The 15,084-nt window shown below is 64.9% G+C and carries 11 protein-coding genes; 7 read left to right on the forward strand and 4 right to left on the reverse strand.

Going from position 1 to position 15,084, the window contains the following annotated elements:
* Nucleotides 1-5 precede the first annotated feature (5 nt).
* From dprA to J3474_RS20350, 4 genes are all read left to right on the forward strand, one after another.
* Nucleotides 6-1,121, forward strand: a complete 1,116-nt coding sequence (gene dprA / locus J3474_RS20335; RefSeq protein ID WP_207095396.1) for a DNA-processing protein DprA — start codon at nucleotides 6-8, stop codon at nucleotides 1,119-1,121.
* Nucleotides 1,122-1,269: 148 nt separating this feature from the next.
* Entirely contained in the window at nucleotides 1,270-3,912 is a 2,643-nt protein-coding gene (gene topA, locus J3474_RS20340; RefSeq protein WP_207095397.1) for a type I DNA topoisomerase, read from the forward strand.
* Between the two features lie 70 nt (nucleotides 3,913-3,982).
* A complete protein-coding gene (locus J3474_RS20345; protein ID WP_041559057.1) occupies nucleotides 3,983-4,162 on the forward strand; it encodes a hypothetical protein in 180 nt (59 codons plus the stop codon).
* Nucleotides 4,163-4,252: 90 nt separating this feature from the next.
* A complete protein-coding gene (locus J3474_RS20350) occupies nucleotides 4,253-5,719 on the forward strand; it encodes an MFS transporter (protein WP_207095398.1) in 1,467 nt (488 codons plus the stop codon).
* 30 nt (nucleotides 5,720-5,749) lie between these two features.
* On the opposite strand, the gene J3474_RS20355 is transcribed toward J3474_RS20350, so the two are convergent.
* From J3474_RS20355 to lepB, 4 genes are all read right to left on the reverse strand, one after another.
* Nucleotides 5,750-6,871 carry an SGNH/GDSL hydrolase family protein gene (locus tag J3474_RS20355; protein ID WP_207095399.1) on the reverse strand — a complete coding sequence of 374 codons (1,122 nt, stop codon included), beginning with the start codon at nucleotides 6,869-6,871 and terminating at the stop codon, nucleotides 5,750-5,752.
* Nucleotides 6,868-7,761, reverse strand: a complete 894-nt coding sequence (era, locus tag J3474_RS20360) for a GTPase Era (protein WP_207095400.1) — start codon at nucleotides 7,759-7,761, stop codon at nucleotides 6,868-6,870. The genes J3474_RS20355 and era overlap by 4 nt, the downstream gene beginning before the upstream one ends.
* Before the next feature lie 124 nt (nucleotides 7,762-7,885).
* Nucleotides 7,886-8,554, reverse strand: coding sequence for a ribonuclease III (gene rnc, locus J3474_RS20365; protein ID WP_007014850.1), 669 nt, complete (start codon nucleotides 8,552-8,554; stop codon nucleotides 7,886-7,888).
* 2 nt (nucleotides 8,555-8,556) lie between these two features.
* Nucleotides 8,557-9,405, reverse strand: a complete 849-nt coding sequence (gene lepB, locus J3474_RS20370; protein WP_013833964.1) for a signal peptidase I — start codon at nucleotides 9,403-9,405, stop codon at nucleotides 8,557-8,559.
* A 141-nt stretch (nucleotides 9,406-9,546) separates the two neighbouring features.
* On the opposite strand from lepB, the gene pgi reads away from it, so the two are divergent.
* The 3 genes from pgi (at nucleotide 9,547) to gor (ending at nucleotide 14,996) form a co-directional block, all read left to right on the forward strand.
* Entirely contained in the window at nucleotides 9,547-11,067 is a 1,521-nt protein-coding gene (gene pgi, locus J3474_RS20375; RefSeq protein ID WP_207095401.1) for a glucose-6-phosphate isomerase, read from the forward strand.
* A 199-nt stretch (nucleotides 11,068-11,266) separates the two neighbouring features.
* Nucleotides 11,267-13,513, forward strand: coding sequence for a S8 family peptidase (locus tag J3474_RS20380; protein WP_242528508.1), 2,247 nt, complete (start codon nucleotides 11,267-11,269; stop codon nucleotides 13,511-13,513).
* 136 nt (nucleotides 13,514-13,649) lie between these two features.
* Complete coding sequence (gor, locus tag J3474_RS20385; RefSeq protein ID WP_013833961.1) at nucleotides 13,650-14,996, forward strand: glutathione-disulfide reductase; 1,347 nt, start codon at nucleotides 13,650-13,652, stop codon at nucleotides 14,994-14,996.
* The last annotated feature ends 88 nt before the right edge of the window (nucleotides 14,997-15,084 follow it).

A 15,084-nucleotide genomic window follows, 5' to 3' on the forward strand; every position in this document is an offset into this window, starting at 1 on the left:
TGCGCGTGAGCGGCGGGCAGGCGCTCGCCGCGATCGACAGGGAGGAAGCGCTCGCGCGCATCCGTCTGCTGCGCTCGCCCAATGTCGGTCCCGTCACTTACGCGCAGCTGCTTGCGCGCTTCGGCGATGCGCGCCGAGCCGTCGAGGCGCTGCCCGAAATCGCGGGGCGCTCGGGCAAGCGCTATCGACCGGCGCCCGAGCAGGTTGCACTCGATGAGGCGAAGGCAGTGCGCCGGGCAGGGGCGCGCTATCTCTTCCACGATGCGCCCGAGTATCCTGCGCTGCTGGCCGCAAGCGAGGCGCCGCCGCCGATCCTGATCGTCAGGGGCGATGCTGCATTCCTGGCAGCGCCGTGTGTTGCGCTCGTCGGCGCGCGCAACGCCTCCGCAGCGGCAGTCAGGCTTGCCCGGATGCTGGCCGGAGAACTGGCGGACGCGGGCATGACGGTCGTCTCTGGCCTTGCCCGCGGCATCGACGGCGCCGCCCATCACGGCGCGCTTGGCGCTGGCGGCGCGACCGTGGGGGTGATCGCCAGCGGCATCGACGTGACCTATCCGCCGGAACACGCAGAGTTGCAGGAACGGATTGCACTGGACGGCCTGCTGATCGCCGAGCAACCGCCGGGCACGGAGCCGCTGGCGCGGCACTTTCCGTCGCGCAACCGGATCATCGCCGGCCTGAGTTCAGGAACCCTGGTGGTAGAGGCCGCCCCGCGTTCCGGTTCGCTGATCACGGCGCGGCTGGCCGGAGAGATGGGCCGCGAAGTCATGGCGATCCCCGGCTCGCCGCTCGACCCGCGATCGCACGGCTGCAACCAGCTCATTCGCGACGGCGCTATCCTCGTCCAGCGTGCCGAGGACGTGATCGAGCTGCTCAGCGGTTTCGATGGATCGGCGCGCTCGACATTCCGCGAAGCCATGCCGGACTGGGGGGACTGCGAGGATATTTCCGAGGCGGAGCCCGCGCCGCTCGCCGACCTGCTCACCACGGCCCCGGTGCCCGTCGACGAGTTGATCCGCCAGTCCGGCGCCAGTCCGGCGGCCGTGCAGCTTGCGCTGCTGGAACTGGAGATCGCCGGTGCGCTCGTGCGCCATGCCGGAGGCCGGGTCAGCCGGGCGTGATGGCTTCCCCCATGATTCGCAGCTCGATCGGCATTGTCCGGTGCATGGTCGATGCCCTCTTGACGGGCGCTCAAAGCCCGACCCAACTTGTACGTGTGTATATGTGTGCGTACATGCGCACGCGCGTAGCGCTTATCGAAAGTCTGAAATGCAGCTTGTCATCGTCGAATCGCCGGCCAAGGCGAAAACCATCGAAAAGTACCTGGGCAAGGACTTCAAGGTCCTGGCGAGTTATGGCCACGTCCGCGATCTTCCGCCCAAGGATGGCTCGGTCCGCCCGGACGAGGGCTTCGAGATGGATTGGGAGCTCTACGGCGACAAGCAGAAGCAGGTTCGCGCGATCACTGATGCCGCGAAGGCTTCCGACCGCCTGATCCTCGCGACTGACCCTGATCGCGAAGGCGAGGCGATTTCGTGGCACGTGCTGGAACTGCTCAAGAAGCGCCGCGCGCTGCCCAAGGACGTGCAGCGCGTGACTTTCAACGCAATCACCAAGGACACGGTGACCAAGGCGATGCAGGCCCCGCGCGAGCTCGATCAGGACCTGATCGACGCTTATCTTGCCCGCCGCGCGCTCGACTACCTGTTCGGTTTCACGCTTTCGCCTGTCCTCTGGCGCAAGCTGCCGGGCGCCAAGTCCGCGGGCCGCGTGCAGTCCGTGGCGCTGCGCCTGATCGTCGACCGGGAGCGTGAGATCGAGGCGTTCAGGCCGCAAGAATACTGGTCGGTCGCCGCGCTCATGGAGCAGGATGGCACGCCTTTCACCGCCAAGCTGGTCGCCTTCGAGGGGCAGAAGCTCGATCGCCTGAGCCTGGGCGACGAAGGCATCGCGATGCGCGCGAAGGCCGCCGTGGAGCAGGGTGCGTTCAAGGTCGAGAATGTCGAGACCAAGCCGCATCGCCGCAATCCGCAGCCGCCGTTCACGACTTCGACCCTGCAGCAGGAAGCCTCGCGCAAGCTCGGTTTTTCGGCCAGCCAGACGATGCGCGTGGCGCAGTCCCTCTATGAGGCGGGCGCGATCACCTACATGCGTACCGACGGCGTGCAGATGGACCCTTCGGCCATTTCCGCGTGCCGCAAGGCGATTTCGGACCGCTACGATGGGCACTACTTGCCCGAGAAGCCGCGTCACTACGAGACCAAGGCGAAGAACGCGCAGGAAGCCCACGAGGCGATCCGTCCCACCGAGTTTACCCGCGACCGTTTCGGTTCGGGCGACGAGGCGCGCCTCTACGACCTGATCTTCAAGCGCGCGATGGCCAGCCAGATGGCCTCTGCCGCCCTTGAGCGCACGACGATTACGCTGCGCGACGGCACCGGCCGCAACGAACTGCGCGCCACCGGCCAGGTCGTGAAGTTCCCCGGCTTCCTTGCGGTCTACGAGGAAGGACGCGACCAGAAGGAGGACGACGAGGAATCCGGCCTGCTGCCCATGATGCGCAGCGGCGACGCGCCCGCGAAGAAGGACGTGACCGCCGAGCAGCACTTCACCCAGCCGCCGCCGCGCTTCTCCGAGGCCAGCCTCGTCAAGCGGCTCGAGGAACTGGGCATCGGCCGCCCTTCGACTTACGCCGCGACGATCCAGGTCCTGAAGGACCGCAACTACGTCCGCACCGAGAAAAACCGTTTCTTCGCAGAGGAATCGGGGCGACTTCTCACCGCATTTCTCGAGCGCTTCTTCGAACGCTACGTGGCCTACGACTTTACTGCGGGCATGGAAGAGGAACTCGACGACGTCTCGGGCGGCCGCCATGCCTGGAAGGAGCTGCTCGAGGCCTTCTGGCGCGATTTCAAGCCGAAGTCCGACGAGGTGATGGAGCGCAAGCCCTCGGAAGTCACCGAGGTGCTCGACGAGTTCCTTTCCGACTACCTGTTCCCGCCCAAGGATGACGGGTCTGACCCGCGCGCCTGCCCCAAGTGCGCCGATGGCCGGCTGGCGCTGCGCGGCGGCCGCTATGGCGCCTTCGTCGCCTGTTCGAACTATCCGGAGTGCAAGTTCACCCGCAAGTTCGCGCAGCCCGGCGGCAATGGCGAGACGGCCGATGACGAGGAACTGGGCAAGCACCCGGAAACCGGCGAAGAGATTACCCGCCGGGTCGGTCGCTTCGGTCCCTACATCCAGCTGGGTGAGGGCAAGGAAGCCAAGCGCGCCTCGATTCCCAAGGACATCGACGAGCTGACACTGGACTGGGCGCTCAAGCTGCTCAGCCTCCCGCGCGAAGTCGGCAAGCACCCCGAGACTGGCAAGGAAATCGTCGCGAATATAGGGCGTTACGGACCTTACCTGCTGCACGACGGCAAGTACGGCAAGCTGCGCTCCACTGCCGACGTTTTCGAGACAGGCATGAATGCGGCTGTTTCGATCCTGGCCGAGGCCGCGCAAGGCGGCGGACGCGGTCAGCGCGCCAAGGCGGAGCCGATCAAGGTGCTGGGCAAGCATCCGACGAGCGAGGGCGAGATCAAGGTCCTCGCTGGACGCTATGGTCCCTACGTCACCGACGGCACGACCAACGCCACCCTCCCGCGCGACCAGAAGCCCGAGGACCTGACCGCCGAGCAGGCGATCGCCCTGATCGATGCCAAGGCCGCCAAGGGTCCGGCCAAGGGCAAGAAGAAGGCTTCCGCAAAGAAGGCTCCGGCGAAGAAGGCAACCGCCAAGAAGGCGGCAGGCAAGTCTGGCGAAGCCAAGACGGCGACCAAGAAGGCCCCCGCCAGGAAAGCTTCAGTCACGAAGACTTCGACCGACACGTCCGAACAGGACGGTGAGGTGCCCTGGGATGTAGACGCGTGAGCGCAATGGCGCCGGATTTCGCGACCGGCTTTCGTTTCATTGCCCGGCAACCGACAAAGGAAGACAGGCAATGAGCCAGAAGATCGCCAAGCATAAGCAACCCTGGAAACCCGATGAACTGCAAAAGCTGCAAATGCTGGCGGGCAAGGGGAAGGGGCTCAAGGAGATTGCCAAGGCGCTTAACCGCACCGAGGAATCGACCAAGGACGCAGCGCGTCAGCATGGCATGACGATTGCCAAGCTGCGCTGAAGCGCAGCCCTGTAGTTGAGATTTATACAACTGTAGGGAATTTTATGGCGATTGCCGGGACACATCGGGCCGCGTAGGCGTTTTTCCATTATGCTGCAGTTGCGAAACGAAATGTCTTCGGCTTCGGCTGGGAAGCCGGCAGGAAGCGATCTCTCCTTTGCCGATGACGCGACGCCTGCCAACGCGAAAGCATCCGCCGGGCACGAGGACGATGGCCTGGCCATGCCGCGCCGGATCTGGGCGATCGTTGCCATTTCCTTCGGCACGGCTCTTTTCGTGCTGGATGGCACGATTGCCAATGTCGCCCTGCCGACGATTGCGCGGGACCTTCACGTCGAAGGCGGTGCCATCGTCAACGTCGTCACCCTGTACCAGCTCGTCATGGTGATGGCTTTGCTGCCGTTCTCCAACCTCGGCGAGCGGCTGGGACTGCGCCGGGTCTACCAGATCGGCCAGGTCATTTTCATGGCCGCCTCGGCGCTTACGCTAGTGGTCAATTCGCTGCCTGCCCTGCTGATGGTTCGCGTCGGACAGGCGCTGGGCGCCGGCATGGCAATGAGTGTGTCGACGGCGATGATCCGTCAGATCTATCCCAAGACCAAGCTTGGCAGCGGCCTTGGCATCAACTCGGTGATCGTTGCGTCATCGAATGCCGTGGCGCCGGTCCTCGGGGGTCTCATCGTCGCGCGGGCTGACTGGCGGCTGATCTTCGTGGCGGCCGTTCCCTGCGCCCTCGTTTCGCTGCTGATCGGACGCTTCCTTCCCGACCCGGTGCGCGGCAAGGTACCGTTCAACTGGCGTTCGGGCCTGTGGAGCGCGGCGACTTTCGCCATGCTCGTGGGCGGTATCGAACTGGCGGTGCACGGTGGTTGGCTGTTTGCCGGAATCGCGCTGGCCCTGGCCGGACTCGCATCGGCGCTGTTGCTGGCCCGCAGCGAAAAGGCGCGGATCAACCCGGTCTTCCCGGTGGACCTGTTGTCGCGCCCGGCCATCGGCATTTCGATCCTGGCGGCGATGGCCGGTTTCATCGGCTCGGCCGGGCTCGTCGTCGCACTGCCGTTTCGTCTGGAGCAGGGCATGGGCTTCAGCCCGTCCGAAGTGGGGCTGCTGATTCTGCCGCTGCCGCTGACGATGCTGTTCGTCTCGCCCGCGGCGGGATGGTTGTCTGACCGCGTTTCGCCTTCGATTCTCGGGCTGACCGGCATGGTGATCGCCGCCATCGGGCTTATCCTGCTGGCCTTCATGCCGGTTCAAGCCGGGGCTGCGGCAATCGCCTGGCGCCTCGTCGTCTGCGCCCTGGGGTTCGGCCTGTTCTTTTCGCCTAATGCGCGCATGGTCGTGAGCAATGCCCCGCGTGAACGGACGGCAGCGGCTGGCGGATTGCTGGCGACCGGACGGCTCTTCGGCCAGACCCTCGGCGCGGCTTCGATTGGCCTGTTCCTCTCGTTCGGAGCCGGACTGGGGCCGATTCCGATGCTGTTTGCGGCAGGGTTGGCATTGCTCGCCGGTTTGGGAAGCCTCACGCGCTGGCGCGTCGCCGAGAACCCGCGCGGCTAAGCGAAAAGGCGCGGAGCTCCGCGAGTTTGCCTAAACCTTGGGTCCTTTGCTTGCCGCCGGGCTCTCCTGCTTGAGGCGGGACTTGTCTTCCTTTGCCGGTTCGGCCGTGTCGGGCTCTTGCGGCTCGGGCGCGGCCTCGGTGTTGACCGGAGCGAGTGGTGGCTGCGCAATGGTCTGCATTTGCGGGACCTTCGGCTGCACGCCGCTCTTTTCCAGCCAATAGGCAATGCCGTCTGCCGTCGCCTTCATGCCGGCGAGGTTGAGGTGCCACTGCAGACCCTGCTTGCCGTCGTAGCCCTTTGGCGCGCCGATCATCCAGGGCTCGGCATCGCAGGGGGTGTGATTGGCGGAGGCCTGGTTCATTTCCACGACGATGGCCCTTTGCGCCTGCGCTACCTTGCCGGTGATCTCGGCCAGCCGGGCGCCGATCTGGCGCACGATGGCTGCGGCATCCTCGCTGACCGGAGTGTTCGCGCACAGCGTCCCTGCGGGCAGCGGCGTGAGGTACTGGACGAAGACGAGTCGCGCGTTCGGCGCGACCTCGCGCACGCGGCGGGCAATGGCGTTGAGCTGCTCCTCGACGCGCAGGTAGTCGGCTTCGGTGGGATTGCGAATCGCGCCGCACGGTTTCGGGGCGAAACCGGCTGCGGCCAGTTCGCCGGCGCGCTGGATGCAGGTCGCCGAAAACAGGTCGCCGACATAGCTGAGGTCATTGCCGCCGATGGTGACGGTCACCAGCCGGGTCGCTGCATCGACCGAAGCGAGCTGCGCCGGGACGTCTCCCCAGGGGCCGAGGACGTGGTCCGTCGTCGCGCCCGAACAGGTGCGGTCGACCAGAACCATCCCGAAGCGCTGCGCCAGCAGGGTCGGATAATTGTTCATGCTCTGGCCGCAGCGCGCCGGCGCGCCGGGCGCCGCGGGCTTGCCGGGTGGCAGCAGAGGTCCGGCAGCATAGGAGGAGCCGATCGCAACGTAGCGCGCGCCTTCCAGGCTCTGCGCAACGGAGGTTTCGGGGTTTGCCTGCTGCGAAGCGATCTGGCCGACGGATTCGATGTTATCGGTCTCGGTGGCCTGCGCCTCGACCAGCGGGGCAGTCGCGCAGCTGAAGAGAAGTGCCGCACAGGCGGCAGCAACGCGGTGCATCCGGATCATTTTACCCAGTCCAGTCCGATCTCTTCGTAGATGTCGCGAGCCTCGGCCCAATCTTCCTCGACCTTGACGTGGAGGAAGAGGTGAACCTTTTGCCCGAGAACTTCTGCCAATTCGTTACGCGCGGCCTCGCCGATGGCGCGGATCTTCGCGCCGCGCTTGCCCAGGACGATAGCCTTCTGGCTGTCGCGTGCGACGACGATCTGCTGGCGGATCTCGACCGATCCATCCTTGCGCTGGGTGTAGGATTCGGGGCGCACCGCGCTATCGTAGGGCAATTCGTCGTGGAGCTGCTTGTAGAGCTGTTCGCGCGTCACTTCGCAGGCCAGCAGGCGCTCCGAGGCGTCGGAAACCTGGTCCTCGGGGTAATGCCACGTGCCTTCGGGCATGAGCCCGGCAAGGTGCGTCTTGAGTTCGGGCACGCCGTCGTTGGTAAGCGCCGATACGAAATACACCTCGTCGAAGCTGACCGCCCCGGTCAGTTCTTCGGCCAGCTTGAGCAGGGGTTCCTTGGCGCTGGCGTCGACCTTGTTGAGCACGAGCAATTTGCGCTCGGGACGGTCTTTGAGCGTTTCGAGCAGCGGCGCCAGTTCGTGCCGGCGTTGCTTGACCGCGTCGACCACGAGCAGGATCGCGTCGGCCTCCTGCGCGCCTTCCCAGGCGGCGGCGACCATGGCGCGGTCGAGGCGGCGCTTGGGAGCGAAGATGCCGGGCGTATCGGCCAGGATGATCTGCACTTCGTCCTGCAGGGCAATGCCCATCAGGCGGGCGCGGGTGGTCTGCGCCTTGGCCGAGGTGATCGCCACCTTCTGGCCGACGAGCGCATTGACCAGCGTGGACTTGCCGGCATTGGGAGCGCCGATCACGGCGACGAGACCGCATTTCTCGGTCATGGGCGAATTCCTTGATAGTCAGGTTGGCACGCGCGCCTCGACAGGCTTGGCTCGCGCGAAACAGGGCAATGGGTCAAGCCGATAACGCCCCAAGTTTGCCTGAGGACGTGCGCGGCATAATCCATCATGCGAATTTTTTCATGAACTCTTCGGCGGCCTGCGTTTCCGCATCCTGCTTGGACGAGGCTGTGGCCTGGGCGCTGCCGACGTGGTGGATCGTGACTTCGACCGTGAATTGCGAGGCGTGATCGGGTCCGGTGCGCTCCAGCAGGCGGTATTCGGGCATCCGGCGACGATTGCCGGCGGCCCATTCCTGCAGAGCGGACTTGGGATGCTTGCGCTTGCCCGTCTTGCCCTGCACCGCATCGGCCCACAGCTTGCGCACCATGGCCTTGGCGCTTGCGAAGCCGCATTCGGTGAAACATGCGCCGATCAGCGCTTCCATCACGTCGCCGAGGATGTTGTCGCTGTCCTCGCCGCCGTCGTCGCGGGCCTGCTTGCCCAGCCGCATGCGCGGCCCGAGTTCGATCTGGCGCGCGATCTGGGCACACATCGCCCGGCTGACGAGGGCATTGAGGCGCTGCGACAGGCGGCCCTCGGCCTCGTTGCTGGTCTGGTACAGCCATTCGGCGACAACCAGGCCAAGGACCCGGTCGCCAAGGAATTCCAGCCTTTCGTAATTGCGCTTCTCGCCCGTACTGCCGTGGGTGAGGGCGGCCAGCCAGAGGGCCTCGTCCCGAGGCGCGCTGCCGGTAATTCTGGTTATGAAGTCGCGGGTAGCATCGTCCAGCAAGGTCAGAAGGTCCCGCCGATGCGGCTCCAGCGTGCCGCGGTGAACCAGGTCCAGGGCTTGATCCATTCGGCCGAGCCATCGGTCGAGAACATCATGACCGCGGCCTTGCCCACCAGGTTGCCCTGCGGGACGATGCCGATGCCCTGGCCTTCGACGGCAGGGAAGCGGCTGTCCATGGAATTGTCGCGGTTGTCGCCCATCAGGAACAGGTGATCCTCGGGCACGATGTAGACTCCGGTATCGTCCTGCGGCGTGGTGCCGAGGTCGAGCACATTGTAGCTCTTGCCGTTGGGCAGCGTCTCGCGGAACTGCGGATAGTGGCAGACCGGCTTGCCGTCCTTGCCCGTCGCTTCGAATTCGGGGCCATAGCAGTCGGTGTTCGGCGAGACCGGCAGGATGAAGTCGTCCACGCGCTGCTTGGGCACTGCCTTGCCATTGATGAAGACCTGGCCGGACTTGATCTGGATCTCGTCACCCGGCAGCCCGATGACGCGCTTGATGTAGTCGACGTCGTTGCCCGGGGGCGCCTTGAAGATGACGACGTCGCCGCGCTCTGGCTGGCTGGCGAAGATGCGGCCCGGGATCAGCGGCAGGCTGAAGGGCAGCGAGTACCTGGAATAGCCGTAGGACCACTTGGTCGCGAACAGGTAATCCCCGGTCAACAGGCGCGGCAGCATGGATTCGCTGGGGATGTTGAACGGCGAAATGATGAAGCTGCGCAGCACCACCACGGCCAGCACCAGCCAGAAAAGAAACGAGAAGAAACCCTCGTCCTTCTTCTCCGCCGCCGCAGGCTTCTTCGCTGTCGAGTCGATGGCCGGCTTGGCGGCGTCGCTATTGGTCTCGCTCATGGGCGGAACCCTTGTTGCGCAAGGTGCGATCCGTCAAGTTCAATCCCGCCTTGCAACCGTCTCTTCTCGACGAAGAACCGTCTTGGCCTTCGCAGCCGCAACATGCATAAGGCCAGCAAGTACACTGTTCAGGAGCAATTTATGAGTGAATCAGCCTGGGAAAAGCTCAGGGGACTGGCCAAGCCGTCGCTGGCTGAGCTCTTTGCAGGCGATCCGGCCCGGCTCGATACTCTGGCGACCCGCTTCGAACTGGGCGAGGACGAGGCGGCGACCACGATCCGTTTCGACTGGTCGAAGACCCATCTCGATGCCGCTCACATGGCCGCTTTCGAGGAACTGGCTCAGGCGATGGATTTCGCCGGTCGCCGCAAGGCCCTGTTCGGCGGCGAGATCGTCAATCCGACCGAAGGCCGTGCCGCCGAGCACACCGCCCAGCGCGGCGTCGGCAAGGAAGAGAGCGTGATTCTCGCGGCCGAGAACCATCATCGCATGGCTGCGATCGTCGAAGCGATCCACCGCGGCGCGATGGGTGAGGTCAAGCACCTGATTCACATCGGCATCGGCGGTTCGGCGCTCGGACCGGCGCTCGCGGTCGATGCACTGGCGCGCGACGGTGCGATGGTCGATGTGCACGTCGTATCGAACATCGACGGCTGCGCGATGGAAGAGGCCTTCAAGGGCTGCGATCCGGCCAAGACGATGCTGGCGGTCGCGTCCAAGACGTTCACCACCATCGAGACGATGACCAATGCCGAAAGCGCCATCGAGTGGCTGCGCGAGAATGGCGTCGAGGATCCGTACGGCAGGGTCGTCGCGCTGACCGCCTCGCCGGAAAAGGCGATGGAATGGGGCGTCGACGAGACCCGCATCCTGCCCTTCTCGGAAAGCGTAGGCGGCCGCTACTCGCTATGGTCCTCGATCGGATTCCCGGTGGCGATGGCGCTGGGCTGGCCCGATTTCGCCGAGTTCCTGGCCGGGGCCGCGGCGATGGACGAGCATTTCCGCGACACTGACGGAAGCGCCAACCTGCCGCTGCGCGCGGCCTTTGCCGACCAGTACTACACGCGCCTGCGCGGTTGCCAGACGCGCGCCGTGTTCGCCTATGACGAACGGCTGGCCTTGTTGCCCGACTACCTCCAGCAACTCGAGATGGAATCGAACGGCAAGAGCGTGAAGGCAGACGGCAGCCCGGTCGACGGCCCGACCGCGCCGATAACCTGGGGCGGGGTGGGCACCGACGCGCAGCACGCGGTGTTCCAGCTTCTCCACCAGGGCACGAACCTCGTGCCGGTGGACTTCATCGCCTCGATCGCTCCGGGCCATGACCTGAACCTCGATCATCACCGCATCCTCCTGTCGAACTGCTTCGCGCAAGGCGCGGCGCTGATGGCGGGCAAGGAAAGCGACGATCCGGCCCGCGCCTATCCGGGCGACCGCCCCTCGGCGACGATACTGCTCGACGAAGTGAGTCCGGCCACATTCGGCGCGCTGATCGCGTTCCACGAGCATCGCACTTTCGCCAATGCGGTGCTGATGGGAATCAATCCGTTCGACCAGTTCGGTGTCGAACTGGGCAAGGAAATCGCCAAGCAGATCGAGAAGGGCGGGACCAAGTTCGATCCTTCGACCGAGGCGCTGCTGGAACTGGCCGGAATCAGCTGAGGCCGCTTCGGGGCATTTCCGGCCCTGAAATGACCGAGTGGCAATTTCAGTATTCGGCAAGAATTAACCCTGTAAGGTCGGCCGCGATCGGTGATTGCGGCCCGCCTTTTTTCCGGATGCGCGGCGAAGGCATGCGGGCCTGCATGGGCAGGGGGACAAGGCCATGGCGAGGCCTTCGCGAGTGGTACGTGATGCGGTCATGGCGAGTGTCCTCGCAATGGTCCTGGCAGGTTGCGGCGGCGGCGGTGGCGGGAGCGTCAATTCGACACCGGGCCCGGCGCCCAGTCCGACTCCCGGCCCTACACCAAGCCCGACCCCGGCACCTACGCCCACTCCAACGCCGACTCCGGTGCCTACCGGCTACGTCATCACACCCGAGAGCCAGCAGCCCCGGCGATCGGTGCAGGACGATGCCGAATATCGGAACAACTACGTCTCGTTCGAGTACGTCAATGCGCTCTATGCGCTCGACAACGGATGGACCGGGCAGGGCGTGAAGGTTGCCGTGCTGGATGATGGCGTGAAGGAAGTGTCCGAACTTCAGGGCAAGATTTCCAGTCTCAGCCGCGATTACGGTACGGTCACCGAGAACGGCGTCACCACGCAGCGCAATGTCATCGGGGACGACTATTCCGACCATGGCACGATGGTCGCGGGCGTGATTGCCGCACGCAACAACGGCACCGGTGTGCAGGGCATTGCACCCGGCGCCGAGGTCGTCGCCCTGCGCATCAGCGAGATCGACCTGGACACCACCGATCCCGACGCGCAGGAGACCCTGGGCATCGGAATCTCGCAGGCCATGGCCTATGCCGGGGACAACGGCATCAAGGTTGTCAATGCCTCGATCGCCAAGATCGATCCGGAAGTGGCGAGCCCGACCTGGGCGCAGATGGTGGCGCGCTACCAGACGAGCGGGGGACTGTTCGTCAATGCGGCCGGCAATGACAGCGCGGCCAATGTCGACGGCTACCTCGACCTCAATTCCAGCAATTCGCGAAGCTGGCTGTTCGTCGTCGCACTGGAGGGCACGCAGACCAGCTACGAACTTACCGATTATTCGAACCAGTGCGGCACGAAGGCGATGAACAATTGCGTCGCAGCCATGGGCACGAATGCAACGCAATATACCGATGGCTCGCTCGTCTTGTTCAGCGGGACGAGCTCGGCAACACCGCAGGTCAGTGGTCTTGCCGCCCTGATCCTGAGCAAGTGGCCCCAGCTGACCGGCGTCGAGGCCGGGGAAGTTATCGTCAACACGGCCCGCGACATCGGTGCGCCGGGCGTGGACCCGGTCTTCGGGCACGGCCTGATCGACGTGAAGGCAGCGCTTTCGCCGGTCGATCCGACCCTGTCCAACGGCGTGACCCAGACATCACTGACAAGTTCCAGTCTCGTCGTTCCCACAGCGGTCGGCGCTGCCGGGCTCAAGGCACGGGCGCTGGGCAATGTGACGGTACTGGATGCCTACGGGCGGGATTTTACCGGCGACCTGTCGGGCCTCGTCGCGCAGCCCGGCGTTGACCGCTTCTCGATAGAGCGCCGGATGCGGGTGCAGGCCAACGCCGGAAGCACGAGGCTGGCGACCCGCGATCTCGATGCCAGCGCGGGCTTCACCCGCTTGCGGGTCGGGCCGGGTGAGGATGAAGTGCGCACGATGCTGACCAACGGCCATGTCGCCTGGCGAAGCGGCAAGACGTGGTTCAGCGCCTCGCTCAATTCCACCGACAGCGTTTCCAGCGAATTCATGGGCCTCGCTCCGAGTTCGGACGCGGTCTTTGCCTATTCTCCGGTCGCCGATCTGGCGGTGACTGCGGAACGTCCCCTCGCCGGGGGACGCCTTGGCTTGTCGGTGGTGGGTGGCCGAGCCGACTACGGTTCGGCCAATGGCGCGCTCATTTCCTGGCGCAAGGGAGGAACCGGTCTCAAGGCTGGGCTGCTGAATGAACAGGGAACCGTCTTCGGCACGCCCACCGGTAGCGGCGCACTGCGCTTTGGCGACGGCGCCCGAACCGCTTTCCTCGAAGTCGCGCAGTCCGCGCAGCTGGGGTCCTGGAGGCTCTCGGGCTATGCCAGCCTTGGGGCAACCAGGCTGAAGCTGGCCGACGACATGCTGCTGACCGATGCCGGGACATTCCTTACCAGTCGTTTCGCAGTCACGATCAGCCGGGTGGCTCTCGGCGGGATGCTTCGGCTTGGCCTTGCCCAGCCCCTTACGGTCGTTTCGGGCGAGGGGACCTACACGATCGGCTCGGGTTATGACCTCGCCACCCGATCGCTGTTGTTCACCGACCGGCGCGTCGACTTTGCAGGAGCGATAGATCCGCTGCTGACCGTGGGTTTCGAGAAGGGCGCGCCGCGTTCGCAGCTGCGTGTGGTCGTGGCAAGTACTGCCGATACGCGGGATTTGCGGGCAATGGGTGCCTGGCGGCTGGTCCTGAACTGACTGCAGCGCCGGCCCCGCGAGCCGGGGCAGGCCGCGATTAAAAATTGCGCCATCGCGCTCAGGCGGTTGGCAATCGCTGATTCTATGCCCCATATGCGCCCCGACCAGTCCAATGGCGCAGGCCGGGAGCACGTGAATGTCCGAGTACGATTATGACCTTTTCACCATCGGCGCCGGTTCGGGCGGCGTGCGCGCCAGCCGCGTTGCGGCAGCGCACGGCGCGCGGGTAGCCGTGGCGGAAGAGTTCAGGGTTGGCGGGACATGCGTGATTCGCGGCTGTGTTCCCAAGAAGATGCTGGTTTACGGCGCCCATTTCGCCGAAGATCTGGAAGACGCCAAGCACTTCGGCTGGGACATTCCCGAGGCCAAGTTCGACTGGGTCAAGCTGCGTGACAACGTGCTCAACGATGTCGACCGCCTCAATGGTCTCTACACGCAGACGCTCACCAATCACGAGGTGGAGATCTTTCACGAGCGGGCACGGATCACAGGGCCGCACGAAATTACCTTGTCGAACGGCGAGAAGAAGACCGCCAGGGTCATTCTCATCGCGACGGGCGCGCGGCCGCATGTGCCCTCATTCCCGGGGCATGAGCTGGGCATCACCTCGAACGAGGCCTTCCATCTCGATGCGATTCCGGGTCGCGTCCTCATCGCCGGTGCGGGCTACATCGCCAATGAGTTCGCGGGAATCTTCAATGAGTTCGGCGCCAAGGTGACGCTGATGAACCGCTCCGACCAGCTTCTGCGCGGATACGATGAAAGTGTGCGCGACCGGCTGCTGCAGATCTCGCTGACCAAGGGCATCGAGTTCCGATTCAATGCCGAATTCGAGAGGATCGAGCAGAATGAGGACGGCTCGCTCAAGGTCTCGATGAGCAATCACGACCCGATGGACGTCGACTGCGTGCTGTTCGCTACCGGTCGCGTACCCAATGTCGAGGGACTTGGCCTCGCAGACGTCGGCGTGGAAGTCGACGACAAGGGCGCAATCAAAGTCGACGAGTACTCGCAGACCAGCGTCGATCATATCTACGCCGTGGGCGACGTCACGAACCGCGTGCAACTGACCCCGGTCGCCATCCGCGAAGGACAGGCCTTTGCCGATACGGTCTTCGGCGACAAGCCGACGACGGTCGACTACAGCTGCATTCCTTCAGCCGTTTTCAGCCATCCGCCGATCGCGGGCGTGGGCATGACCGAGGGAGAGGCGAACCAGAAGCTGGGCACTGTGCGGGTCTATACCAGCGACTTCCGGCCGATGAAGAACGTCGTCGCCCACCGCAACGAACGCTCGCTCTACAAGATGATCTGCGACGCCGAGACGGACCGCGTCGTGGGGCTGCACATGATCGGGCCCGAGGCCCCCGAAATCATGCAGGCGGCTGCGATCGCGGTAAAGGCGGGGCTGACCAAGGCGGACTTCGACGCCACGGTCGCGGTGCACCCGACGATGTCGGAGGAACTCGTCCTGCTCAAGTAGGGCAGGCCTGCCCTCGCGCTTTGCGGGGGGTTGCATGACGGTGCGGGGGGGCTATGCCCCTCGCATGCGTGTTTTCCGATGGTTGCCC

It is taken from the genome of Novosphingobium sp. PY1 (assembly GCF_017312445.1).
GTDB lineage: Bacteria > Pseudomonadota > Alphaproteobacteria > Sphingomonadales > Sphingomonadaceae > Novosphingobium.